Consider the following 23,158-nt stretch of genomic DNA (forward strand, 5'->3'; position numbering starts at 1 on the left):
CTTTACTGAATCTTAGGTTTCGGGAGGTGCGTGTGGCTGAACAACTGGAGTTCTTTCCTGTCCAGAGCCCATGCCGGGGGATTTGCCAGTCGGATGAACGCGGATTTTGTCGCGGCTGTATGCGCAGCCGGGAAGAGCGCTTTAACTGGCAGTCAATGAGTGATGCCCAGAAACAGGAGATTCTGCGCCTGTGTCGCCAGCGTCTTTTGCGTAAAATGCGCGCAAACAAGTCCCCCGAAGCCGAAGAACCCCAGCAGCCCTCACTGTTTTAGCCCCGTAAACGCGTATACTCTCCCCCAGACTTTTTTAAAGGAAATTGCTATGGTTCAGCGTATTACCCTTGCCCCACAGGGCCCGGAGTTTTCCCGTTTTGTCATGGGCTACTGGCGTCTGATGGACTGGAACATGTCCGCACAGCAGCTGGTCAGTTTTATTGAGGCGCACCTGGATCTGGGTATCACCACTGTCGATCACGCCGATATTTATGGCGGCTACCAGTGTGAAGCGGCCTTTGGCGAGGCGATGAAGCTCTCTCCGGCGCTGCGTGAGCGCATGGAGATCGTCACCAAATGCGGTATCGCCACCACCGCGAAAGCAGAACATGCGCTCGGCCACTACATCACCGATCGCGACCACATTATCCGCAGTGCAGAACAGTCCCTTACCAATATGGCGACCGATTACCTGGACCTGCTGCTGATCCATCGCCCGGATCCGCTAATGGATGCCGATGAGGTTGCCGAAGCCTTCCTTACACTGCATCAGAGCGGCAAGGTACGTCATTTTGGTGTATCCAACTTTACGCCAGCGCAGTTTACCCTTCTGCAGTCGCGCCTGCCGTTTACCCTGGCCACCAACCAGGTTGAGATTTCACCGGTCTATCAGCCGCTGCTGCTGGATGGCACCCTCGATCAGCTTCAGCAGCTGCGTATTCGCCCGATGGCGTGGTCATGCCTCGGCGGCGGGCGTCTGTTTAACGACGAGGCGTTCCAGCCGCTGCGCGATGAGCTGGCACAGGTGGCCCAGGAGCTGAATGCCGAAACCATTGAGCAGGTAGTCTACGCGTGGATTTTACGTCTGCCATCCCAGCCGCTGCCGATCATCGGTTCCGGCAAAATTGAGCGCGTGCGTTCGGCGCTGGCGGCAGAACAGCTGAACATGACGCGTCAGCAGTGGTTCCGCATCCGTAAAGCCGCGCTGGGTTACGACGTGCCGTAATTCTCTATTTGTCTGACTTTCCGGTTAAATCTTTGCCCCTGGTATAAACTTAAGGGGCAAAAAATAACCAAGGAGGTCATATGAAGCGATTTACTCTGGCAGTGTTGACGTTGGTGGTGTGCGCAGGTGCGCAGGCCGCTAGCGAAGAAGTCAAGATGAACCTCGTCACGCCTCAGGGAATAGGCCAGTCCATCGGGTCGGTAAAAATCACCGAAACCGACAAAGGCCTGGAGTTTTCACCTGATCTTAAAGCCCTCCCACCGGGCGAACACGGTTATCACGTCCACGCGAAAGGCTCTTGCGAACCGGCCATGAAAGAGGGCAAACCGGCCGCCGCTGAGGCCGCGGGTGGACACCTCGATCCCCAGAACACCGGCAAACATGAAGGACCCGAGGGCATGGGCCACTTAGGCGATCTGCCTGCGCTGGTGGTCAATAACGACGGCAAAGCCACCGACCCGGTAGTCGCCCCCCGCCTTAAAAAGCTGGATGAGGTGAAAGGCAAGGCGCTGATGATCCATGTTGGCGGCGATAATATGTCGGATCACCCTAAACCCCTGGGTGGTGGCGGGGAGCGCTACGCCTGCGGCGTGATCTGATCGTTTAAGGTGCCCGGTACGGGCGCCTGTTCAAGCTGAGACAGTGAGCAGTGCAGTCGCCAGATCAGGGCTGCGAGCTCCTGGCCGGCTGGCTGCGGGTGCTGCGCCAGGGCATCACAGATGCGCTGAAGCTCATTAAGCGTGGTGGCCAGCGGACGCTGCTGTACGCCGCGTTCGCTCATGATGTCGCGTAACAGCGAGACAGCAACGTCACGCACCCGCGAGAGCGGATCCGAGCGGGTCTCCCAGTCGCGCAGCTGCCAGACCACGTGGCTACAGTTCAACAACACCACGCCCCAGCGCAGCAGCCAACGGCGCGCGAGCGCATCCTGGCTGTTATTGAGCTGATTCACATGGTGATAAACCAGTGATTCGTAACTATTCTCGCTAAGCCGTGGCCTGCGGCTCAGCTGATCGACAAATCCCCGCCGCAGCTCCCGGATGTGACGCCGACTTTTACGTGCGTCCGATCCCGGTCGCAACACCGCAAAAGCCAGCCACGTCAGCCCGACACCCAGAATTTTTGCCAGGTCATCATTCAGAAAATCGGCAAAGTCATACACCGGCGGGTTGGTCACCGAAATAAAGGAGCCCATAAAGACGATAAGCTGCCCCCACAGACCCGCCATGGCGGGCATCTGCTGCTTTAGCAACTGCATGGTGGTCAGCAGCGGGAACAGAAACAGCAGAAACAGCCAGAGATCAGAGATCTGTACCATCAGGCCAAATTTGACCACAAAGCTGAACAGCGAGAGCAGGATCAGGGTGCGCAACAGCAGCGTGAGGGAGTTAAAAGGCGAGGCCGCCACTGAATAGAGCACGCTGCTGATGGCAGCCAGAGTCAGGGCAGCCCCGCCAGCGTCCCACTGGGCGGCAATCGTCCAGGCCCCTACCAGGCTAAGGGCGCAAAAGGTACGAAAGCCGCTCCACACCGCTTCAATATTATCGGTATGCCGGGCCAGCGCCGGGCTGCGGGGAACAATAAATTCTGTTATCGGGGTGGCCGTTTCGACGGCGGATATCCAGCGGCTGCCGCGCAGATAGAGACGGCAGAAATAGCGTAGCCGCTGCCAGAAGGCCCGGTGGCGGTAATCCGCGTGGTTGCCGGGCCTGAGTGGCACAAGGATCCGCGCCACGGTATAAAAATCGGTTTCTGGCCGGGCAAGCGCGGCTAACAGTTCATCGATAACTTCCCGGGTATGGGCGGGTGGATTGGGCCAGTTCAGCAGCATGCGGCGTAGACTTGAGATGGCGCTGGTCATCCGCAGCTGCTGGTGGAGAAGATAATTAAGCAGGGCATTCTGGCGGCGAAAACGGTAGTGGCTCCAGAAGGCCTGAATGCGCAGCAGATTCATGGTCAGGATCTGGGCGATGACCTTCTCATGGGCCAGGCGTATAGCATCGTTGCTGTCGGGTTGCCACAGCAGGCTGGCATGCTCCAGCAGCCGTGCGTGCATGGTTTTCAGGGCGGTGATCAGCGCTGTGCCGTCGGAAGTGCTGGGCAGGATCATCATCATCACGCCGCCGCTGAGGATCCCGATGATCACTTCGCACACGCGAGCCTGGGCAATATCCCACAGCTGGGTGGTATCGAGGATGTCGATTACCGGGAAGGCAATGATCGCCGCGGTGTAACCGGCCAGCTGGAAGGCGTAGGCGACGTTATTGCTGAAATGGGCGCAGGCCCAGGTGCAGACAGCCAGCCAGGCTGCCATGCTGAACAGAAACAGCCAAGGGTCATTGAGAGTGTGACCGGCGATAATCAGCGCCGCAGTGGCACCCAGCAGGCTGCCTGCCACGCGTCCCAGGCTTTTACTGATCACCCCCCCAACGGTCGGGAAGCTGACCACCGCCGCCGAGGTCATCGCCCAGTAGGGTTCATCAAGGCTGAGACAATAGGCGACGGTAAGGGCCAGACACATCGCAATCCCGTTGCGCAGGGCATAACGCCACTGCGCTGGCGTTGCCCTGAACCAGGGCAGCTTGCGCCAGGAGAAAGCGGGCAGGTTCACCGGGCGGTTCCGATGGAAACGGTACAGGTAGTGCCAGAGACCAGCGTCAGATCAGACGGCAACTTGTCGAAGCTGATACGCACCGGGATACGCTGCGCCAGCCGCACCCAGGGAATATTGGGCTTTACGTCAGGCACCAGGCCTGAATCGGTCTCCACGCTCTGATCGTAGATAGCGCGGCCGATACTGGATACGCGTCCCTGCAGGGTTTCTGAGCTGCTGTAGAGCACGATCCGGGCCGGGGCGCCCTCGCGGATATGACGAAGTTTGGTCTCTTCAAAATAGCCCACCACGTAAAATGAGTGACTGTCGACCAGGGCGAACACCGGCTGGCCGGTGGTGGCGTAATCGCCCCTACGGGTCGAAAGATTTGTCACCCAGCCGTCGACCGGGGCTTTGACCTCCGTCTGGTTTAGCTGCCATTGCGCCTGTTTAAGCGTCGCTTCGGCCACCGCGACGCTGGCCTGCATCGCCTTGACGTTGATATTGGCGGTATCCAGATCTTCTGCAGAGATATAGTTTTTTGACAGATGGCGGCGACGGTTCGCTTCATTATTGGCTTTCGCCAGATCGGACTGGGCTTTTGCCAGCTGAGCCTCGGCGTTTAGTACCGCGATGTGGAATGGCGTGTCATCAATCTTAAACAGCACTTCGCCCGCCCGCACAAACTGGTTATCTTTAATATTCAGAGCGGTAATGGTGCCTGACACCTGTGGCGTCACGCTGACCTGTTCGGCGCGCACTTTTCCATCCCGGGTCCAGGGGGACTGCATATAATAATTCCACAGCCACCATCCGGCGACGAGCGCCAGGGCCAGCACCAGCAGTGATGAAAAATATTTAATTGTTTTCATAAGCATAGTCACCAGACAATCAACAGTACCAGGCCCAGGCATACCGCGAGGACAAACAGCGAAAGATCCATCAGCATGGGGTGCCAGATTTCACCGGAGTAGATCCAGTCGCGCAGTAAGCGGTGGGTGACAAGCCAGAGAACAAAACCCAGCATCACCGCTTTAAACAGGGGAGGAAAGTAAACCGAGGCACCGACTATCAGATCCTGAAGCGGTAACCCCGTGGCGTTAAGCGTGAACTTCACGTGCCGGTTCCTTTGCAAATGGGGTCGTGGCCGAAAGTGCGGCCGCATAACGCACTGGGGCGTCACAATAAAGTGTAAATCAGACTGGCATCAAGGTTGAATGCAGTATTGCATTTGTTTTGGCAATATAAATGCTGCACACTATTCTAAAATCAGTATAATAACTTAGCAAGCTAATTATAAGGAGATGAAATTGGAATCGCCATTAGGTTCTGATCTGGCCAGGTTAGTACGCATCTGGCGTGCTCTGATTGACCATCGCCTGAAACCTCTGGAATTGACACAGACGCACTGGGTCACGCTGCATAACATTCATCAGCTGCCGCCCGACCAGTCACAGATCCAACTGGCAAAAGCGATTGGCATTGAGCAGCCATCACTGGTACGTACGCTCGATCAACTGGAAGAGAAGGGGCTGATTTCACGCCAGACCTGCGCCAGCGATCGTCGTGCCAAGCGGATTAAACTCACTGATAAAGCCACCCCCATCATTACAGAGATGGAGGCAGTCATCAGCAAAACGCGCGGTGAGATCCTCTCCGGGATCACGCCCGCTGAACTGGAACTGTTAATCTCGCTGGTTGGCCGGCTTGAGCACAATATCAATGAGTTGCAGTCCCGCGACTGACCTTTAAAAAAGCCTTGCGAACGCAAGGCTTTTTCTTTACTGGAATACCACCACCCGGTTACGCCCGGTCTCTTTCGCCTCATACATCGCCTTATCTGCGCGCTCGACGCAGGTTTCAGCGCTGATTTTCGACGTGGCGGTAAACACCCCCATACTGATGGTGATGGGTTCGGGAAGTTGCCCGTCCGAGCTGGCTTTATCAAAGCTGCTCAGTTTTAAGCGTATCCGTTCCGCAACCTGGCGTGCCGCGTCGGGTGGGGTATGGGTAAGCAGCAGGACAAACTCTTCTCCCCCGATGCGTGCCGCAACGTCCTGCGGTCGTACCGAATCCATCAACAGTTGGGCGACAAACTGCAAAACCTTATCCCCCTGCAGGTGCCCGTAGCAGTCGTTGATACGCTTAAAACGATCGAGGTCGCTGACGATAACCGAGACCGGCTCCGTGGATTTTACCGAGCGGAGGGCATGGTTCAGGGCATCATAAAAATAGCTACGGTTGTAAAGCCGTGTCAGCGGATCGCGAATGGAGTTCTGATAAGACTGTTGATACTTCAAGTGCGATTCACGATAAAGATTAAATACGTCATACAGCAGGACAAAAATAATCAGCAGCGTGGCGACGGCTTCAAATAAGCGTGCGCGATACCATGAAACATCTTCCGCATGTCCACCGAAAAACAGCATAGCAAGCGTTGCGATATAACAGACACATAAGAAATTACCGCCGATCCAGAACACATTGCGTACTCGCGTAACACGCATCAGAGTCGCTAATGAAATAACCCATAGCGAGATTAACGCTATGTTAATTGGCTGTCTCCACAGCAACATGTATTGGCGGGTGTCATTATCAACCAGATCTAATGCTAACAAAGCAGAATTGCTGGAATAAAACCACGCCAGCATTAATATCAGGGCCGTATAAAGAGACATGCCAATGATGACTGAAACATGGAAAATCCGTGACAACGGTTTGTTGCGAACAGCGTACAGCAGTGCCGAAATAATAAACAGCACCGCCATCAGCAGATGACGGAACATAAAGTAGATCATGGCGTCGTTATAGTTAACGACGTTGAACTGATACAGGTCCAGCCATGCCGGGTAGCAGGAAAGGGTGCCCACCATCAGCAGAGCGGAACCTGCAAAGGCGAATGCAAAGGCTATCAGATATAAACGCATTCTGTCGCACCAGTATTTCATTGCCATGAAGCAGGCAATAAAAAGGTGAAACACCAGTAAAAAAATAGTGAGCATGGGAAATAAAAGCGGTGAAACTGACGGAATCTTTTCGACCTGCCCGATAAACATAGCGTGCAGTATTCCGATTACAATAAAACAGCCAACAAAGAACTGTACGTACTTGTTGTTAATATAACGACTTATCGCAATCATATATTTTGTTAAAGTTAAGGGTGAAAGATTTACGAATAGTCTCATAAGCGCTGACAAAATACTTTGCGCAGGAACAAGAGATATAAGAATTAAATATAAGAGCAGTGAATGTATTATTTAAATATATTCGTATGGTTGATGATTAACAGAAATGGACGTGGTCAGGCGACCACGTCCATAACGATATTAACGCGGGGAGACGGTAACCTGGCTGCCATTGCTGGCCAGAACAACACGTTGGCCAGTGACAAACTGTGTGTTGCCTTGTTTCTGGACCACCATGATGGTGCTGCCGTCATCCTTGCGGATCTCTAACTCAACGCCCTGAGATTTATTCATCGCACCCTGGACGCCCTGACCCGCAACGCCACCCGCTACGGCACCCGCCGCGGTTGCCAGAGAACGACCTGTGCCGCCACCGACGGTATTACCGAGGAAGCCACCCAGTACCGCACCGCCAAGTGCGCCGATCACGTTGTTATCTTCACCACCCTGAATCTGTACCGGGCGCGTGTTCACGATGGTGCCATAAGTGACTTGCTGAACCTGTTTCGCCTCAGAGGCACTGTAAACATCGCCGGAGAGGGAGCTGTCATTCACACAGCCAGCCAGAGTAAATCCAACAAGCGAAACGGCCAGTACACGTAACATCATTTGAATCTCCTGTTCACCAAAAAACGCTCTGTGAGCATCCGTTATGGCTAAATTATATGGCATCGGATGCCATAAATCCTATCTTTGCTCAAACACAATCAGAATGGTACCCGATTCTGACTCAACCATGCCTATACAAAGGAGGCCATCTCCCTGTGAGAGAGACGGATAATTCCTGGAATGATGCGTAGCGCCAGCTATTGTTAAAAAGTATTAGTCCGCCGTAGCATTGAAAATTGGTTTATGGTGGAGTGAGTCATTAGCCCAAACGGATTAAGGAAAACGGATGAAATCGGGTCGCTACATTGGCGTAATGTCAGGAACCAGTCTGGATGGTGTGGATGTTGTCCTGGCGGCAATAGATGAGAATATGGTTGCACAGCAGGCAAGCCTCAGCTGGCCTATTCCCCAGGAGACGAAACAGGCGATCCTCAATATCTGTCAGGGCCAGAAGCTGACGCTGTCGCAGCTGGGGCAGCTGGATACGCAGCTCGGATGTCTGTTCGGTGATGCGGTACTGGCGCTGATGCAGCAGGAGAATCTGCGCCCGCAGGATGTGGTGGCGATCGGCTGTCATGGCCAAACCGTATGGCATGAACCAGGCGGCAATGCCCCCCACACTCTGCAAATTGGTGATAACAACCAGATCGTTGCCAAAACCGGGGTGACGGTAGTGGGTGATTTCCGCCGCCGGGACATGGCCCTCGGCGGGCAGGGCGCGCCGCTGGTTCCCGCATTCCATCACGCCCTGCTGGCACACCCGACGGAGCGGCGCATGGTGCTGAATATTGGCGGTATCGCTAACCTCTCCTTATTGATCCCCGGTCAGCCGGTCCGCGGCTTCGACACCGGGCCAGGAAATATGCTGATGGACGCCTGGATCTGGCGTCAGGCGGGTAAACCCTACGATAAAGACGCGCAGTGGGCCTGCAGCGGCAAGGTCATTATCCCACTGTTGCAAAGCATGCTGTGCGATCCCTATTTTGCCGCTCCCGCGCCGAAAAGTACCGGACGGGAATACTTCAACTACGGCTGGCTTGAGCGCCAGCTGGCAAACTTCCCGGGCCTGGCGCCTGAGGATGTGCAGGCCACGCTGGCAGAGCTTACGGCCGTTTCGGTGTCGGAACAGGTGCTGCTGAGCGGTGGCTGCGAGCGTCTGCTGGTGTGCGGCGGCGGCAGCCGTAACCCGCTGGTGATGACGCGTCTCGCCGGTCTGCTACCGGGTACGGAAGTGACCACCACCGACCAGGCGGGGATCAGCGGTGATGACATGGAGGCGCTGGCCTTCGCCTGGCTGGCGTGGCGGACGGTTGCAGGTCTGCCGGGGAATTTACCCTCCGTGACCGGTGCCCGTGAAGCCAGCGTGTTAGGTGCTGTTTTTCCAGCGAATCCGCGGCAAAATCAGAGTTAACCGAATTTCACTTAAGCATACCCTGGGCGAAAATAGCCGAAAAAACGGGAGGGCGTTCGCGCCCTCCGGGACCAGGAAAGTCTTCGGAATTGACCCATGAAAAAACTGCTTCTTGCTTTTACCCCCTTTCTGCTGGCGAGCTGTAGCGTCTACAATCAGTTCGTCGAGCGCATGCAAACCGACACGCTGGCCTATCAGTGTGACGAAAAACCCCTCACCGTGAAGCTCAATAATCCTCGTCAGGAAGTCAGTTTCGTGTATGACAATAAGCTGTTGACGCTGAAGCAGGGGATCTCTGCCTCCGGCACCCGATACAGCGACGGCGTGTATGTCTTCTGGTCGAAAGGCGACGGTGCGACGGTATACAAGCGCGATCGCATCGTGCTGAACAATTGTCAGATCGAAAATCCGAAGCGTTGAGATTTTGCAGGGGGCGGCGCACAATAGCGTCACCCATTGTCAATGTCAGCTAACGCCATGTCAGATAACGACGAATTGCAGAAAATCGCGCACCTGCGTCGCGAATATACTAAAGGCGGCCTGCGTCGCCAGGATCTTCCCGCTGAGCCGCTGGTGCTGTTTGAGCACTGGCTGAAACAGGCCTGTGAAGCACAGCTGGCCGATCCCACCGCGATGGTGGTCGCCACCGTCGACGAAAATGGTCAACCTTTCCAGCGCATTGTCCTCCTCAAGCATTATGACGATAAAGGACTGGTGTTCTACACCAACCTCGGCAGCCGCAAGGCGCAGCATCTCGAAAACAACCCGCGCATCAGTCTGCTCTTCCCGTGGCATATGCTGGAGCGCCAGGTGATGGTCACCGGCACCGCTGAGCGGCTCTCTACTCTTGAAGTGGTGAAGTATTTCCACAGTCGTCCGCGCGACAGCCAGATTGGCGCCTGGGTCTCTAAACAGTCGAGCCGCATCTCTGCCCGTGGCGTGCTGGAAAGCAAGTTCCTGGAGCTGAAACAGAAATTCCAGCAGGGTGAAATCCCTCTACCGAGTTTCTGGGGCGGTTTCCGCGTCCCGGTCCAGCAGATGGAGTTCTGGCAGGGCGGCGAACATCGCCTCCATGACAGATTTCTATACCAGCGCGATAACGGCGCGTGGAAAATCGATCGACTGGCGCCATAATCCCCAAAATTTGTTCTCTTAAGCGCTGGTACAACGGGTGTCAGCGCTTTATTCTATGTTCCTTTCGCGTCTGGCGAAAAGTCGTGTACCGGCAAAGGTGCAGTCGTTTTATACATGGAGAATTTGATGGCAAGCAGTAACTTGATTAAACAATTGCAAGAGCGGGGGCTGGTAGCCCAGGTGACGGACGAGGAAGCGTTAGCAGAGCGACTGGCGCAAGGCCCGATCGCGCTCTATTGCGGCTTCGATCCTACCGCTGACAGCTTGCATTTGGGGCATCTGGTTCCTTTGTTATGCCTGAAACGCTTCCAGTTGGCAGGTCATAAGCCTGTGGCACTGGTCGGCGGCGCAACGGGTCTGATTGGCGACCCGAGCTTCAAAGCCGCTGAGCGTAAACTGAATACGGCAGACACCGTGCAGGAGTGGGTGGCGAAAATCCGCAAACAGGTTGCCCCATTCCTCGACTTCGACTGTGGTGAGAACTCAGCGATTGCCGCGAACAACTACGACTGGTTTGGCGGCATGAACGTGCTGACCTTCCTGCGTGATATCGGCAAGCACTTCTCCGTTAACCAGATGATCAACAAAGAAGCGGTGAAGCAGCGTCTGAACCGTGACGATCAGGGCATCTCCTTTACCGAGTTCTCCTACAACCTGCTGCAGGGTTACGACTTCGCCTGTCTGAACGAGCTGCACGGCGTTGCGTTGCAGATTGGTGGCTCCGATCAGTGGGGGAATATCACCTCCGGTATCGATCTGACCCGCCGTCTGCACCAGAATCAGGTCTTCGGTCTGACCGTTCCGCTGATCACCAAAGCCGACGGCACCAAGTTCGGTAAAACCGAAGGCGGCGCGGTATGGCTCGATCCGAAGAAAACCAGCCCGTACAAGTTCTACCAGTTCTGGATCAACACTGCGGATGCTGACGTCTATCGCTTCCTGAAGTTCTTCACCTTTATGGACATCGAAGAGATCAATGCCCTGGAAGAAGAAGACAAGAACAGCGGTAAAGCGCCACGTGCGCAGTACGTGCTGGCCGATGAAGTCACTAAGCTGGTTCACGGTGAAGAGGGCCTGGCGGCTGCGAAGCGAATTACCGCAAGCCTGTTCAACGGCACCCTGAGCGATCTGAGCGAAGCGGACTTCGAACAGCTGGCGCAGGATGGCGTACCGATGGTGGAGATGGACAAAGGCGCCGATCTGATGCAGGCCCTGGTTGACTCTGAGCTCCAGCCGTCCCGTGGCCAGGCGCGTAAAACCATCGCCTCGAACGCCATCACCATCAACGGTGAAAAACAGTCTGACGCGGAGTACATCTTCGCTGACAGCGATCGTCTGTTTGGGCGTTATACCTTACTGCGTCGCGGTAAAAAGAATTACTGTCTGGTTTGCTGGAAATAATCATAAAAGCACAGGGGCGTGGGAAACCACGCCCCTTTATTTTTTCAGGGTTGTGGTAAGAAAATGAAGAATATCCTCGCCATCCAGTCCCATGTTGTCTTTGGGCATGCTGGCAACAGCGCCGCTGAATTTCCGATGCGTCGTCTCGGGGCCAATGTCTGGCCATTAAATACCGTTCAGTTTTCCAACCACACGCAATACGGTAAGTGGACCGGTTGCGTGATGCCGCCGGCTCATCTCACGGAGATTGTTCAGGGCATCGCTGATATCGACAAACTCAAAACCTGCGATGCCGTGCTGAGCGGTTATCTGGGTTCAGCAGAGCAGGGCGAGCATATTCTCGGAATCGTTCGCCAGGTAAAAGCGGCGAATCCGGCGGCAAAATATTTCTGCGATCCGGTGATGGGCCATCCGGAAAAAGGCTGTATCGTGGCGCCGGGCGTAGCTGAGTTCCACGTGCGTCATGCGCTGCCTGCCAGTGATATCATCGCGCCGAACCTGATTGAGCTGGAGATCCTCTGCGAGCATCCGGTGAACAGCGTAGAGGAGGCCGTTGCGGCGTCCCGTGAGCTGATTGCAATGGGGCCGGAGATCGTGCTGGTGAAACATCTGGCCCGTGCCGGGTTAAGCGCGGATCGCTTTGAGATGCTATTGGTAACCAAAGATGAAGCCTGGCATATCAGCCGTCCGCTGGTGGATTTCGGCAGCCGTCAGCCAGTGGGTGTGGGCGACGTGACCAGTGGTCTGCTGCTGGTGAAACTGCTGCAGGGCGCAACGGTGCGTGATGCCCTTGAGCACGTCACGGCGGCGGTGTATGAGATTATGATTGCCACCAAGGCCATGCAGGAGTACGAATTGCAGGTGGTAGCCGCCCAGGATCGTATCGCGAAGCCAGAGCACGTTTTCAGCGCGACCCAGCTTTGACATCAATGCCCGGCGGCGCTGCGCTTGCCGGGCCTACACAGCTTGTAGGCCGGGTAAGCGCCAGCGCCATCCGGCAATAAACCGCTCTCTTACTTTAACCCTTCCGCTTCCAGCGCTGCCGCCACGGCAGGACGCTCTGCCATCCGCGCCATATAAGCGTCGATATGGCTTAACCCTTCCATGTTCAGCTTCACGGCACGCGCCCAGCGCAGAACAGTAAACAGATACGCATCGGCAATGGTGAAGCGCTGACCGCAAATCCACTGCTCATCTTTCAGCGATTCGTTCACGTACTGCAGTTTTTTCTCCAGCAGGGCGCGGACGGTGGGTTTGTACTCTTCCGGAGTATCCGGACGGAACAGCGGGGTAAAGCCCTTGTGCAATTCGGTGGCAATGTAATTCATCCATTCGATGGTCTTATAGCGGGCAATACTGCCGGCAGGCGCCAGCAGCTGGCGATCCTCGACGCTGTCGGCAAGGTATTGCATGATGGCAACCCCTTCGGTCAGCAGGGTTCCATCATCGAGCAGCAGAGCCGGGACCTGGCCTTTAGGATTCACTGCGAAAAAATCATCGCCGTTTTCCAGACGCTTTTTCATCAGATCAACACCGTTGAGTGTGAAATCTTTACCGCTCTCGCGCAGCGTAATGTGGGAGGCAAGAGAGCAGGCGCCTGGTTTATAGAACAGTTTCATCGGTCACTCCTGTTTACGTTGATTTAGCCTATGGTAGTGCGGCACAGAATAAAAAAAAAGCCGCTAACGCACAGTTAGCGGCTTCCGTTCAGTCGTTTCCCGATGACATTACGCGGTCGCGGTTTTGCTCGCGTTGGCGTTGATGTCGTCGTCCTGAGTCATGCGATTCAGTTTTGGTGCAGTCAGCAGCATCAGCACAGCGATCACTGCGGTAGCGATACCAATCTGCAGGAATACATCCCCGTACACGTTCAGGGAAACCAGCGGATCGGTTACGTCAGACGGCACGGCCATCAGGTTCGCGATTTTACCGGCGATGATGGCAGCACCGGCAGTGGTCAGGAACCAGCTACCCATGATGAAGCCCATCAGACGCTGTGGCACCAGCTGAGCAACCATCGCCAGACCCAGGCCGGAGATCATCAGCTCACCGATAGACTGCAGCGCGTAGCTCAGGATCAGCCAGTTAACAGAGACGATACCCGCGTCGGTGGCGAATTTCGCGCCCAGCGGCAGCACCAGGAAGGCGCCAGAGCACAGCACCATACCCACCGCAAATTTGTGCGGCATTGGCAGGCGGTCGCCCATCTTGTTGTAGATAGCGGCCAGAATCGGGCTACCCACCATGATCCAGAACGGGTTCAGCGCCTGGAACTGCTCAGGTTCGAACGCGATACCGAGGATTGAGTGCTCAACGTTACGAATCGCGAAGAAGTTCAGTGACGTTGGCATCTGGCTGTACAGCACGAAGAAAACAATCGCTTCAACCATCAGGATGAAGGCCACAATCATCTTACGACGTGCCGCGCCCTGCATAGAGAATGCTTCTTTCGCGAAGATGCAGACGATACCCAGTGCAACCACGCCCAGTACCGCACGCGCGATACCCTGGTTGTGCAGCAGCCAGGTCGCGACAGCCACCAGAATCACCACGCCCACGATAGTTGCCAGCAGTTTGCCCATCTGTACCGGGGCAAAGTCAGGTTTTGAACCGTAATCTTTTACCCAGTTGCGGCAGAACAGGAAGTTCACCACGGTGATCAGCATACCGACAAAGCTCAGGGCAAATGCCACGCTCCAGCCGAATTTCGCTGCCAGCCATGGCGTCGCCAGCATGGAGAAGAAGGAACCGATGTTGATGGACATGTAGTACATGGTGAATGCACCGTCCAGACGCGGGTCATCTTTCTTATAGCAGGTAGAAAGCAGGGAAGACGGGTTCGCTTTGAACAGACCGTTACCGACCGCGATGGTCGCCATACCCATATAAACCACACCGGCATCGTGGCCAGACCATGCTACCAGACCATAACCGATCGCCAGAACGATGGCGCCCAGCAGGATGACACGCTTGGTCCCCAGTACTTTATCGCCCAGCCAGCCGCCAATAGCGACCAGACCGTATACCAGAGCACTGAAAGAAGAGAACAACGTGATGGAATCGGCTTCGGACATACCCAGTTGTTTAACCAGGTAAACGGCCATGATCCCTTGCAGACCGTAGTAACCAAAACGTTCCCACAGCTCAATAGAGAAAATGAGATAGAACGATTTCGGTTGTTTGAAAGCGTTAAGACTTACGCTCTCTTCAGCTGGTTTATTGTTTGCAGTAGACACATATACCTCTTTTTTTACATCCCATATTAACGGGGGTGTTCATAGCGTGATGAACGTAGTCCATCCGCTTTATAGTTATAGTGGGAGGGGAAACGGCGGGTAATGTTCACTATCCTGACCCGTCTGGCAAGACATTTGTAATAGTCTGTTACATTTAACTCCTGCCCTATAATGCGCCAGAAACCTAAATGTTATTTAGCGTTAAATTTTACCGTTACGTTTAAACTGGTTTTTTTCACTATCGGTCAGCGGCAAAGGTGGGTGGTTGGCGATATGTTCTGCTGTAAAAGGTATCAACCAGTGATATGGGCTAGATTCTTAAAAATAACCGGACATATCTACGGCGATGAAGGGGGTATTTCTCAATGCTATAAGGCTTTAATATCCATTTTTATACATAAAATTAACAGCGTGTGAACAGGGTGATCGCGATCACATTTATATAGAAAATTTCGCTGACAAAAAAACAATTAACCTGTTTGATTGTTATATAGCCATACAATTCGCGAAGCATAAAGTTTAACACAGCCGGAAAAACTGCAAAAGGCGAGTCGGAGAGAGTGACGTGCTCAGTATAAGGGCTTTAGGTGATAAAAAACCGCCGGGTGACGGTTTCAGTGGTCGGTTTTCTCTTTAAATTCACAGAGATCTTCAATAATACAGGAGCCACACCGGGGTTTACGCGCAATGCAGGTATAGCGGCCGTGCAGGATCAGCCAGTGATGGCAATCGACCTTAAACTCCGCCGGAACCACCTTCAGCAGCTTGTCTTCAACCTGCTCCACGTTTTTGCCTGGAGCGAAATTTGTGCGATTGCAGACGCGAAAGATATGGGTATCCACCGCAATGGTCGGCCAGCCAAAAGCGGTGTTCAGCACGACGTTGGCCGTCTTGCGGCCCACGCCAGGCAGAGCCTCCAGCGCGGCGCGGTCTTCCGGCACCTCGCCCCCGTGCAGCTCCATCAGCATCCGGCAGGTCTTAATGACGTTCTCAGCTTTGCTGTTAAACAGGCCGATGGTTTTGATGTACGTCTTCACCCCTTCCACGCCCAGCTCAAGCATCGCCTGGGGCGTATTGGCGACGGGGTAGAGCTTCGCGGTGGCCTTATTCACGCTCACGTCGGTGGCCTGCGCGGAGAGCAGCACCGCGATCAGCAGCTCAAACGGGGAGGTAAAATTCAGCTCGGTGGTTGGATGCGGGTTGTTCTCCCGCAGGCGCTGCAAAATGGTTAAACGTTTCTCTTTGTTCATGAGGCCTTCTCAGGGATCCCTTCCTCTGCACTGCGTGTGGCCGCGCGGCGCTTACGTTTCTCATCAATCAGGTATTTCACCGCCAGCATCATGCCCAGACCAATAAACGCGCCCGGGGGCAGCATCGCCAGCAGGAACGGCGTATCGGTGTGGAACACCTCTATGCGCAGGGCTTTTGCCCATCCGCCCAGCAGCGCATCTGCGCCGTCGAACAGGGTGCCATTGCCGAGGATCTCGCGCATTGAACCCAGCACGAACATCGCCCCGGTTGCTCCCATGCCGATGGCAAAGCCATCGAGGGCGGAAATCAGCGGATCGTTTTTTACCGCAAAGGCTTCGGCGCGGCCCACCACAATACAGTTGGTCACAATCAGCGGGATAAAAATCCCCAGCGACTGATAGAGGCCGAAGGCGTAGGCGTTGATGAGCATCTGCACGACGCTCACTACCGAGGCGATGATCATCACGTAGATCGGAATACGGATTTCTGACGGCGTCCAGCGGCGGAGGGCAGAGATAGACAGATTGGTCAGGGTCAGCACCAGGGTAGTGGCAAGACCCAGCCCCAGCGCGTTGGTGGCGGTGGAGGTGACGGCCAGCAGCGGACACATCCCCAGCAGCTGTACCAGGGCGGAGTTATTTTTCCACAGCCCCTGAACAAAAACCTCTTTTACCTGGCTCATGATCGCTCCTCACAGGTGGGCAGATTATTAAGCTGCGCAGGCAGCGTTTGCGCGTAGACCCCTGCACGTTTGACCGCGTTCACCACCGCGCGGGGGGTGATGGTCGCACCGGTAAACTGATCGATATCACCGCCATCTTTTTTCACCGCGAACGCCGGATCGTCAATACCCTGGATGACTTTGCCGGCGAACTGCAGGATCCAGTCGCTTAAGCGGGTTTCGATTTTATCCCCAAGCCCGGGCGTTTCATGATGTTGGGTGACGCGGGTACCCAGCACGGTGCCGGAGAAATCAGTGCCGATCAGCAGCTGGATAGCACCGGAGTAGCCATCCGGCGCGGTGGCTTCCATTACCACGCCTGCCGGGGTATCGCCTTTACGGGCGATAAAAACGCGGTGAACGCCTTTGCCCAGTGCCGGGGCCTGGACAAGATAACAGCTTTTCTGCAGATCGTTGTCGTAGCGTTCCGCCGGGATCACCTGGTCAAATAGCGCTTTTTGCTGACGGGCCGCCTGTTCATCAATGGTGGATTTGGTTAACCCGTTGACCAGCGCGGTCATGCCGGTCAGCACGGCGGCAAAGAGTGCCAGCGTCACGCCGTGTTTTTGCATCGTTTTTAACATGGCGAGTCCCTTAGCGATGGCCGTACACGCGCGGACGCGTGTAGTAGTCGATGAGCGGCACGGTGATGTTCGCCAGCAGCACGGCGAAGGCCACGCCATCCGGATAACCGCCAAAGCTGCGGATCAACCACACCAGCAAACCGGCCAGCGCACCAAAAATCAGGCGTCCACGGTTAGTGGTAGAGGCCGTCACCGGATCGGTGAGAATAAAGAAGGCACCCAGCATGGTTGCGCCGGAAAGCAGATGGATCTGCGGGGAGGCCAGCGATTCCGGCGAGAAGAACCACCCCAGCCCGGAGCAGATCGCCAGGGTCAGCAGGAAGCTCACCGGAATATGCCAGCGGATCGCCTTCTGCCACAGCAGAAACAGGCCGCCCGCCAGATAAGCGAGGTTGACCCACTGCCAGCCCGCGCCCGCCAGCACACCGCTGTAAATCGGGTACTGCAGGATCTGCTCCACGCTATGGCCCGCGTGCAGGGAGGTTTTAAAGGTATCAAGCGGCGTCGCCTGGCTGATGCCGTCCACGCCCAGGCGCAGGCTGGTCATGTCGGCGCCGCTGGCGGTATGGCCAGAGAAGATTACCTGCACAGCATCCATAAAGCCCGGCACCGTCGCGGCAATGTCATGCGGCGGCAGCCATCTGGTCATCTGTACCGGGAAAGAGATCAGCAGTACCACGTAGCCGATCATCGCCGGGTTAAACGGATTGTGTCCCAGGCCACCATACAGCTGCTTGGCGATGATCACCGCAAACATTGTGCCGAGCACCACCATCCAACAGGGGGCGAATGGCGGAATACTGATGGCCAGCAGCAGGCCGGTGAGCAGGGCAGAGTTGTCGGCCAGAATTTTGCCCACCGCCATTTTTCGCAGCCTGAGCACCAGCGCTTCGGCCGCCAGCGCGCTCGCACAGCCGAGGATAATCTGCAGCAGCGTACCCCAGCCGAAAAACCAGAACTGAACGGCAATGCCCGGCAGCGCGGCCAGGCAGACCAGCAGCATGATGCGCGACGTCTGGCGCTGGTTGTGGGTATAAGGGGAGCTTGCGATTCTGAAAACCATTTAATCCTCGTTAACTGCCTTCTGTGCGGCTTTCTTCGCCTGAACGCGCGCGATAGCAGCAGCCACTGCCGCTTTGCGTGGATCGTCATTGGCTGCCGGTTCTTCTTCCTGTTGCGCCGCTTTACGGGCTTTTGCCCGGGCAATGGCGGCTTCGACCGCGGCTTTACGCGGATCGACCGGAACCTGTTCTTCCGGTGTTTCTTCTGGCTGCGCCGCTTTGCGGGCCTTTGCGCGTGCTATCGCCGCTTCGACCGCGGCTTTACGTGGGTCGACCGGCGTCGATTCAATATGAATGTCGTCAGGCTGGGCCGCTTTGCGGGCTTTTGCCCGGGCAATGGCGGCTTCAACCGCGGCTTTACGCGGGTCTGCCGGAGGTTGTTCGGTCTGGCTCTCTTCCGTTGGCGCCGCTTTACGGGCTTTTGCCCGGGCAATGGCGGCTTCAACCGCGGCTTTACGCGGGTCTGCCGGAGGTTGTTCGGCCTGGCTCTCTTCCGTTGGCGCCGCTTTACGGGCTTTTGCCCGGGCAATGGCGGCTTCAACCGCGGCTTTACGCGGGTCCGCCGGAGGTTGTTCGGTCTGGCTCTCTTCCGGCTGGGCCGCTTTACGGGCTTTTGCCCGGGCAATGGCGGCTTCGACCGCGGCTTTACGCGGATCGACTGGCGCTGGCTCGCGCTGGCTCTCTTCCGTCGGCGCCGCTTTGCGGGCTTTGGCCCGGGCAATCGCCGCTTCAACCGCCGCTTTACGCGGATCGGATTCCGGCTGCGCTGCGGCTGCCTGCGCTTTTTCCGCCTGACGGGCGCGGGCCTCTGCTTTACGCGCTTCGCGGGCGGCAATCACCTCGCTGTTATCCGGGCGCTGACCAGCCGGGATCACAACCTCTTCAGTCGCGGTCGCTTTCTTCTCGCGCACGCGCGCCAGAGCTGCGTTAATTGCATCCTGATCTTTTGCCGCAGGCTGAACCGCAGCCTTCTTGTGACGCTCCTCGCGGGCGGCTTTCTCGCGCTCCAGGCGCTGCTGGCGCGCTTCAAAACGCGCTTTGGCGTCAGCCGCACGTTTTTCTTCCTGCGCGATGGCATAAATTTCGGCTTTCTCGACGCGGAAATATTGCACCAGCGGGATGTTGCTCGGGCAGACCCAGGCGCAGGCCCCGCATTCAATGCAGTCGGCCAGGTTATGGGATTTCGCTTTATCGTGGATCTGCCCTTTGCTGTACCAGTAGAGCTGCTGAGGTAGCAGATCGGCCGGGCAGGCGTCAGCGCAGGCGCTGCAGCGAATACAGCCTTTTTCTTCCTGCGCTTCGCCCATCTCGCTGACGGACGGCGCCAGCAGACAGTTGGTAATTTTCACCACCGGGACATCCAGCCACGGCAGGGTAAAGCCCATCAGCGGCCCGCCCATGATGACCATCTGTTCAGCGCTCGGGCAGAACCCGGCCTGGTCCAGCAGATGACGGACAGGCGTGCCCAGACGCGCCCAGACGTTGCCAGGACGATTAACGCCTTCCCCGGTGAGAGTGACGACGCGCTCGGTAAGCGGCTCGCCGTCAATAACCGCACGTTTCACGGCATAGGCTGTGCCGACGTTCTGCATTAGCACGCCAATATCAGATGAACGACCGCCGTGGGGAACCTGCTTGCCGGTTAAGATCTGGGTCAGCTGCTTCGCACCACCGGAAGGATATTTGGTAGGGATCACGCGCAGGCTGATATCATGGCTACCCGCCAGCACCGCGCGCAGCATGGAGATGGCCTGGGGTTTATTATCTTCAACGCCGATCAGCACCTCCTGCGGCTGCAGAATGTGCGCGAGGATGCGAATCCCCTCAATGATTTGCGCGGCGCAGTCCTGCATCAGTCGATCGTCGGCGGTAATGTACGGCTCGCACTCGGCGGCGTTGATAATCAGGGTCTTGATCCTGTCGCCGCCGCCCAGCAGTTTGTTGCCAGTCGGGAAGCCCGCGCCGCCCAGACCGGCAACGCCAGACTGGTGGATGCGTTCGATCAGCGCTTCGCGACTGTGACTACGGTAGTCGCTCCAGCCGTCGCGCTCAATCCAGCGATCTTCGCCATCGGCTTCGATGATCACGCACAGCTCAGAGAGCGCGGAAGGGTGGGCCACCGTATGCGGGGCAATCGCCACCACGGTGCCGGAGGTCGGAGCATGTACCGGCAGCATACGCCCGCGTCCGAAGGTCAGCGGCTGGCCGCGTAACACGGTATCGCCAGGTTTGACGCACAGTTCACCCTCAGCACCAATATGCTGTTTGAGAGGGATAATAAAACGGTTGGCCAGCGGGATCTGGCGCAGCGGCGTACCGCTGGACTGGGTTTTCATCTCCGGCGGATGAATACCGCCGTCGAAATCCCAAATCTTCTCTTTTCTGAAAGCAGAAAATAACTTAAGCATGTTGTTCCACAGGAATAATGCGCACCGGAATGGTCTGAAGATCCCATTTCCAGCTGTCGGTCGTGGTGGCTACCGGGCGTAACTCAATGCACTGGGTCGGGCAGGGGGCGACGCAGAGGTTACAGCCGGTACACAGGTCTTCCATCACGGTGTGCATGGCGCGCGTGGCGCCGACGATGGCATCTACCGGGCAGGCCTGAATACATTTAGTGCAGCCGATGCAGTTGGGTTCATCAATCACCGCCAGCATGCGCACGGGCTCCTGCGCGCTTTCGTCACCGTCGACCGGCTGCGGTTCAACGTTCAGCAGGTCGGCTATCTTCAGCATGACCGCTTCGCCGCCTGGCGCGCAGCGGTTAATCTTCTCACCGCCGTTGCCCACGGCCTCTGCGTACGGGCGACAGCCAGGGTAGCCGCACTGCCCGCACTGGCTTTGCGGCAGCAGCTCATCAATTTTTTCGACAACCGGATCGTCCTCCACCGCGAAGCGGCGCGAGGCATACCCGAGAATGATGCCAAACAGCAACCCCAGGATACCGAGGGCAGCGATGGCAATCCAGATTGCATTCATTACAACTTCACCAGACCACTAAAGCCCATAAAGGCCAGAGACATAAGACCGGCGGTAACCAGCGCGATGGCGTTACCGCGAAACGGTGCCGGAATATCTGCTGCGACCAGGCGTTCACGGATCGCCGCAAACAGCACCATCACCAGCGAGAAGCCGACCGCGGCGGAAAAACCGTACAGCGCCGACTGCAGAAAATTGTGCCCAAGGTTAATGTTGAGCAGCGCCACGCCGAGTACCGCACAGTTGGTGGTGATCAGCGGCAGGAAGATACCGAGCAGGCGGTATAACGCCGGGCTGGTTTTACGCACCACCATTTCGGTGAACTGCACCACCACAGCAATAACAAGAATAAAGGCCAGGGTGCGCAGATAGGTCAGACCGAGGGGGATCAGGATCCAGGTATCAACCCACCAGGCGCAGATCGAGGCGAGGGTCAGCACGAAGGTGGTCGCCAGTCCCATCCCCATCGCCGTTTCCAGCTTTTTAGATACGCCCATAAACGGGCACAGGCCGAGGAACTTCACGAGTACGAAGTTGTTTACCAGCACCGTGCCGACAAAGAGCAGTAAGTAATCGGTCATTATTTAGCCTGACATAAAAAAGCCGCCTATTATCGGATAAACCGTCGGAGGCGACAACAGGTTAACTGTAAGGTTATTACGGGTTCACAAAGGTGTTCTTCACGCGGGCCGAGCGCTTAAAGTACGGCACAAACAGCGCGGTTACCAGCAGTGGAAAGAGGAGTTGACGCACTGCCAGCGCATCGGATACCGGTGAAAAGGCGAAAGCTTTTACGGCCAGCAATACCGAGACCAGTAGCCAGATAATATAGTGCTTAGGCACGCTGCGACGGCGTTTAAAAAACGCGATGGTCAGCCACAGCGTGTAGTACCACATGGCAATCGCGAAGGCGAAAGAAATAAACCACATGACAATAGCAGAGGTATTTTGCGCGCCCAGCGCTTTTAACGCGTGCGGCGTAATTAATGCAGTGGAGTAAAGTACCAGCGCCAGCGAAGCACTTAATAATGCAACCAGCAGCCAGGCGAGCGGAGCAAGTAACCAGCCGCCAATTTTTTCTCCAGCCGTTGTGGTCATGTTCTCTCCCGATAGTCAGCGTAAAGCGCGAACTGCAAATTAGCAGGGGCGAGAGTATATAACATTTCCGGGGAATGGGTACCCTTTTAGAGCACGTAACGCCACACCGACTTCGGCACCTCACCAATGTTGAACAGGCGTCCGCCTGAGACCAGCTCAGCGCGACGGTGGTCGGCCGCACGGTACATGCTGATAATTTCCTGGTTGTCGCTCAGGTTGTAGTTCAGGTGGTCAAATAGCTTTTCCAGACTCTCGAGGGAATTAATTTTGCGAAATTTTAATAAATAATCCTGGACTGTCATTTTAATAATTTTCCATATAAGAGTGAGTAATGCCAAAGGAGTAATTCGGTCGAATAATAAACGGTTCAAATAAGACGTAAACTATTGCCAAAGCGCGTCGGCAAAAATAAGAATTTTCTTTACAGGTGAAATCAGGCGTCGGCCGACGCCTGGCGAAGAAGGTTAACGCTGTTCATGACGGCTGGCAATAACCAACTGACATCATATGTCACTATTTTTGATCAGCGTATGCGGCTTCTGTTGATGGACCGTATTCACTGGCTCGGGTGGCTGGTAGTTATCAATATGGCTGGCAATTCCCAGCAAGATCACCGAAACGCCAAGCACAATCCACCCTGCTAACTCGATAATTCGATTAATTATTGTCGTCATGAT

Annotated in this window: 26 protein-coding genes; 9 read left to right on the forward strand and 17 right to left on the reverse strand. The window is 55.9% G+C overall.

What is annotated here, in order from left to right; translation table 11 throughout:
• Positions 1 to 32: 32 nt before the first annotated feature.
• The 3 genes from MXM41_RS00485 to sodC all read left to right on the forward strand — a co-directional run bounded on the left by MXM41_RS00485 (position 33) and on the right by sodC (position 1,817).
• Complete coding sequence (locus MXM41_RS00485) at positions 33 to 272, forward strand: DUF1289 domain-containing protein (protein WP_325929252.1); 240 nt, start codon at positions 33 to 35, stop codon at positions 270 to 272.
• Between the two features lie 49 nt (positions 273 to 321).
• Positions 322 to 1,218: an aldo/keto reductase family oxidoreductase gene (locus MXM41_RS00490; RefSeq protein ID WP_325929253.1), complete on the forward strand. Its 897-nt coding sequence runs from the start codon at positions 322 to 324 to the stop codon at positions 1,216 to 1,218.
• 80 nt (positions 1,219 to 1,298) lie between these two features.
• A complete protein-coding gene (sodC, locus tag MXM41_RS00495) occupies positions 1,299 to 1,817 on the forward strand; it encodes a superoxide dismutase [Cu-Zn] SodC (RefSeq protein WP_325929254.1) in 519 nt (172 codons plus the stop codon).
• Here sodC and MXM41_RS00500 read toward each other — a convergent pair.
• From MXM41_RS00500 to MXM41_RS00510, 3 genes are read right to left on the reverse strand one after another with little or no spacing between them, the layout of a single operon-like run.
• On the reverse strand, positions 1,796 to 3,829 hold the full coding sequence (locus tag MXM41_RS00500; RefSeq protein ID WP_325929255.1) for an FUSC family protein: 2,034 nt from the start codon (positions 3,827 to 3,829) through the stop codon (positions 1,796 to 1,798). The two genes, sodC and MXM41_RS00500, sit on opposite strands and share 22 nt — an antisense overlap.
• Positions 3,826 to 4,689: an HlyD family secretion protein gene (locus MXM41_RS00505; RefSeq protein WP_325929257.1), complete on the reverse strand. Its 864-nt coding sequence runs from the start codon at positions 4,687 to 4,689 to the stop codon at positions 3,826 to 3,828. Before MXM41_RS00505 ends, MXM41_RS00500 begins: the two co-directional genes overlap by 4 nt.
• A gap of 2 nt (positions 4,690 to 4,691) precedes the next feature.
• Entirely contained in the window at positions 4,692 to 4,928 is a 237-nt protein-coding gene (locus MXM41_RS00510) for a DUF1656 domain-containing protein (RefSeq protein ID WP_325929259.1), read from the reverse strand.
• Positions 4,929 to 5,115: 187 nt separating this feature from the next.
• Between MXM41_RS00510 and slyA the strand changes: the two genes are divergently transcribed.
• Entirely contained in the window at positions 5,116 to 5,556 is a 441-nt protein-coding gene (gene slyA / locus MXM41_RS00515; RefSeq protein ID WP_325929260.1) for a transcriptional regulator SlyA, read from the forward strand.
• Between the two features lie 36 nt (positions 5,557 to 5,592).
• Here the strand turns inward: slyA and MXM41_RS00520 are convergent, their stop codons facing one another.
• Entirely contained in the window at positions 5,593 to 6,951 is a 1,359-nt protein-coding gene (locus tag MXM41_RS00520) for a GGDEF domain-containing protein (protein WP_325930808.1), read from the reverse strand.
• Between the two features lie 186 nt (positions 6,952 to 7,137).
• Entirely contained in the window at positions 7,138 to 7,605 is a 468-nt protein-coding gene (gene slyB / locus MXM41_RS00525; RefSeq protein ID WP_325929261.1) for an outer membrane lipoprotein SlyB, read from the reverse strand.
• Positions 7,606 to 7,891: 286 nt separating this feature from the next.
• Here slyB and anmK point away from each other — a divergent pair, with 286 nt between their 5' ends.
• From anmK to pdxY, 5 genes are all read left to right on the forward strand, one after another.
• On the forward strand, positions 7,892 to 9,016 hold the full coding sequence (anmK, locus tag MXM41_RS00530; RefSeq protein ID WP_325929262.1) for an anhydro-N-acetylmuramic acid kinase: 1,125 nt from the start codon (positions 7,892 to 7,894) through the stop codon (positions 9,014 to 9,016).
• A gap of 96 nt (positions 9,017 to 9,112) precedes the next feature.
• Complete coding sequence (gene mliC, locus MXM41_RS00535; RefSeq protein WP_325929263.1) at positions 9,113 to 9,436, forward strand: C-type lysozyme inhibitor; 324 nt, start codon at positions 9,113 to 9,115, stop codon at positions 9,434 to 9,436.
• Between the two features lie 57 nt (positions 9,437 to 9,493).
• On the forward strand, positions 9,494 to 10,150 hold the full coding sequence (pdxH, locus tag MXM41_RS00540) for a pyridoxamine 5'-phosphate oxidase (protein WP_325929264.1): 657 nt from the start codon (positions 9,494 to 9,496) through the stop codon (positions 10,148 to 10,150).
• 126 nt (positions 10,151 to 10,276) lie between these two features.
• Positions 10,277 to 11,551, forward strand: coding sequence for a tyrosine--tRNA ligase (gene tyrS, locus MXM41_RS00545; RefSeq protein WP_325929265.1), 1,275 nt, complete (start codon positions 10,277 to 10,279; stop codon positions 11,549 to 11,551).
• 63 nt (positions 11,552 to 11,614) lie between these two features.
• The gene (gene pdxY / locus MXM41_RS00550; protein WP_325929266.1) at positions 11,615 to 12,475 is read left to right on the forward strand and encodes a pyridoxal kinase PdxY; all 861 of its coding nucleotides are present in this window, start codon (positions 11,615 to 11,617) and stop codon (positions 12,473 to 12,475) included.
• Between the two features lie 89 nt (positions 12,476 to 12,564).
• Here pdxY and gstA read toward each other — a convergent pair whose 3' ends face one another.
• The 12 genes from gstA to blr form a co-directional block, all read right to left on the reverse strand.
• Positions 12,565 to 13,170 (reverse strand): glutathione transferase GstA, encoded by a 606-nt coding sequence (gstA, locus tag MXM41_RS00555; RefSeq protein ID WP_325929267.1) that lies wholly within the window; start codon positions 13,168 to 13,170, stop codon positions 12,565 to 12,567.
• Between the two features lie 108 nt (positions 13,171 to 13,278).
• On the reverse strand, positions 13,279 to 14,787 hold the full coding sequence (gene dtpA / locus MXM41_RS00560) for a dipeptide/tripeptide permease DtpA (RefSeq protein WP_325929269.1): 1,509 nt from the start codon (positions 14,785 to 14,787) through the stop codon (positions 13,279 to 13,281).
• 614 nt (positions 14,788 to 15,401) lie between these two features.
• On the reverse strand, positions 15,402 to 16,037 hold the full coding sequence (nth, locus tag MXM41_RS00565) for an endonuclease III (protein ID WP_325929270.1): 636 nt from the start codon (positions 16,035 to 16,037) through the stop codon (positions 15,402 to 15,404).
• Positions 16,034 to 16,720, reverse strand: a complete 687-nt coding sequence (locus MXM41_RS00570; protein WP_325929271.1) for an electron transport complex subunit E — start codon at positions 16,718 to 16,720, stop codon at positions 16,034 to 16,036. The genes nth and MXM41_RS00570 overlap by 4 nt, the downstream gene beginning before the upstream one ends.
• The gene (gene rsxG / locus MXM41_RS00575) at positions 16,717 to 17,343 is read right to left on the reverse strand and encodes an electron transport complex subunit RsxG (RefSeq protein ID WP_325929272.1); all 627 of its coding nucleotides are present in this window, start codon (positions 17,341 to 17,343) and stop codon (positions 16,717 to 16,719) included. Before rsxG ends, MXM41_RS00570 begins: the two co-directional genes overlap by 4 nt.
• A gap of 10 nt (positions 17,344 to 17,353) precedes the next feature.
• Complete coding sequence (gene rsxD, locus MXM41_RS00580; protein ID WP_325929273.1) at positions 17,354 to 18,406, reverse strand: electron transport complex subunit RsxD; 1,053 nt, start codon at positions 18,404 to 18,406, stop codon at positions 17,354 to 17,356.
• Positions 18,407 to 20,812 (reverse strand): electron transport complex subunit RsxC, encoded by a 2,406-nt coding sequence (gene rsxC, locus MXM41_RS00585; RefSeq protein ID WP_325929274.1) that lies wholly within the window; start codon positions 20,810 to 20,812, stop codon positions 18,407 to 18,409. It lies immediately after the preceding gene.
• Entirely contained in the window at positions 20,805 to 21,383 is a 579-nt protein-coding gene (gene rsxB / locus MXM41_RS00590) for an electron transport complex subunit RsxB (protein WP_325929275.1), read from the reverse strand. The genes rsxC and rsxB overlap by 8 nt, the downstream gene beginning before the upstream one ends.
• Positions 21,383 to 21,964 (reverse strand): electron transport complex subunit RsxA, encoded by a 582-nt coding sequence (rsxA, locus tag MXM41_RS00595; RefSeq protein WP_039029166.1) that lies wholly within the window; start codon positions 21,962 to 21,964, stop codon positions 21,383 to 21,385. The genes rsxB and rsxA overlap by 1 nt, the downstream gene beginning before the upstream one ends.
• Before the next feature lie 76 nt (positions 21,965 to 22,040).
• On the reverse strand, positions 22,041 to 22,481 hold the full coding sequence (locus tag MXM41_RS00600; RefSeq protein ID WP_325929276.1) for a DUF2569 domain-containing protein: 441 nt from the start codon (positions 22,479 to 22,481) through the stop codon (positions 22,041 to 22,043).
• An 86-nt stretch (positions 22,482 to 22,567) separates the two neighbouring features.
• Positions 22,568 to 22,783: a transcription modulator YdgT gene (ydgT, locus tag MXM41_RS00605; protein ID WP_285127835.1), complete on the reverse strand. Its 216-nt coding sequence runs from the start codon at positions 22,781 to 22,783 to the stop codon at positions 22,568 to 22,570.
• Positions 22,784 to 22,984: 201 nt separating this feature from the next.
• Positions 22,985 to 23,143, reverse strand: coding sequence for a division septum protein Blr (gene blr, locus MXM41_RS00610; RefSeq protein ID WP_325930809.1), 159 nt, complete (start codon positions 23,141 to 23,143; stop codon positions 22,985 to 22,987).
• Positions 23,144 to 23,158 lie beyond the last annotated feature (15 nt).

Source organism: Leclercia adecarboxylata, from assembly GCF_035787115.1.
In the GTDB taxonomy this organism is placed as follows: domain Bacteria; phylum Pseudomonadota; class Gammaproteobacteria; order Enterobacterales; family Enterobacteriaceae; genus Enterobacter; species Enterobacter adecarboxylatus_E.

Bases quoted from the DNA above. Each gene is read 5' to 3' on its own strand.
- MXM41_RS00490 (WP_325929253.1), top strand. From the start codon at position 322: ATGGTTCAGCGTATTACCCTTGCCCCACAGGGCCCGGAGTTTTCCCGT.
- sodC (WP_325929254.1), top strand. From the start codon at position 1,299: ATGAAGCGATTTACTCTGGCAGTGTTGACGTTGGTGGTGTGCGCAGGT.
- MXM41_RS00505 (WP_325929257.1), bottom strand. From the start codon at position 4,689: ATGCTTATGAAAACAATTAAATATTTTTCATCACTGCTGGTGCTGGCC.
- slyA (WP_325929260.1), top strand. From the start codon at position 5,116: ATGAAATTGGAATCGCCATTAGGTTCTGATCTGGCCAGGTTAGTACGC.
- MXM41_RS00520 (WP_325930808.1), bottom strand. From the start codon at position 6,951: ATGATTGCGATAAGTCGTTATATTAACAACAAGTACGTACAGTTCTTT.
- slyB (WP_325929261.1), bottom strand. From the start codon at position 7,605: ATGATGTTACGTGTACTGGCCGTTTCGCTTGTTGGATTTACTCTGGCT.
- anmK (WP_325929262.1), top strand. From the start codon at position 7,892: ATGAAATCGGGTCGCTACATTGGCGTAATGTCAGGAACCAGTCTGGAT.
- mliC (WP_325929263.1), top strand. From the start codon at position 9,113: ATGAAAAAACTGCTTCTTGCTTTTACCCCCTTTCTGCTGGCGAGCTGT.
- pdxH (WP_325929264.1), top strand. From the start codon at position 9,494: ATGTCAGATAACGACGAATTGCAGAAAATCGCGCACCTGCGTCGCGAA.
- tyrS (WP_325929265.1), top strand. From the start codon at position 10,277: ATGGCAAGCAGTAACTTGATTAAACAATTGCAAGAGCGGGGGCTGGTA.
- pdxY (WP_325929266.1), top strand. From the start codon at position 11,615: ATGAAGAATATCCTCGCCATCCAGTCCCATGTTGTCTTTGGGCATGCT.
- gstA (WP_325929267.1), bottom strand. From the start codon at position 13,170: ATGAAACTGTTCTATAAACCAGGCGCCTGCTCTCTTGCCTCCCACATT.
- nth (WP_325929270.1), bottom strand. From the start codon at position 16,037: ATGAACAAAGAGAAACGTTTAACCATTTTGCAGCGCCTGCGGGAGAAC.
- MXM41_RS00570 (WP_325929271.1), bottom strand. From the start codon at position 16,720: ATGAGCCAGGTAAAAGAGGTTTTTGTTCAGGGGCTGTGGAAAAATAAC.
- rsxG (WP_325929272.1), bottom strand. From the start codon at position 17,343: ATGTTAAAAACGATGCAAAAACACGGCGTGACGCTGGCACTCTTTGCC.
- rsxD (WP_325929273.1), bottom strand. From the start codon at position 18,406: ATGGTTTTCAGAATCGCAAGCTCCCCTTATACCCACAACCAGCGCCAG.
- rsxC (WP_325929274.1), bottom strand. From the start codon at position 20,812: ATGCTTAAGTTATTTTCTGCTTTCAGAAAAGAGAAGATTTGGGATTTC.
- rsxB (WP_325929275.1), bottom strand. From the start codon at position 21,383: ATGAATGCAATCTGGATTGCCATCGCTGCCCTCGGTATCCTGGGGTTG.
- rsxA (WP_039029166.1), bottom strand. From the start codon at position 21,964: ATGACCGATTACTTACTGCTCTTTGTCGGCACGGTGCTGGTAAACAAC.
- MXM41_RS00600 (WP_325929276.1), bottom strand. From the start codon at position 22,481: ATGACCACAACGGCTGGAGAAAAAATTGGCGGCTGGTTACTTGCTCCG.
- ydgT (WP_285127835.1), bottom strand. From the start codon at position 22,783: ATGACAGTCCAGGATTATTTATTAAAATTTCGCAAAATTAATTCCCTC.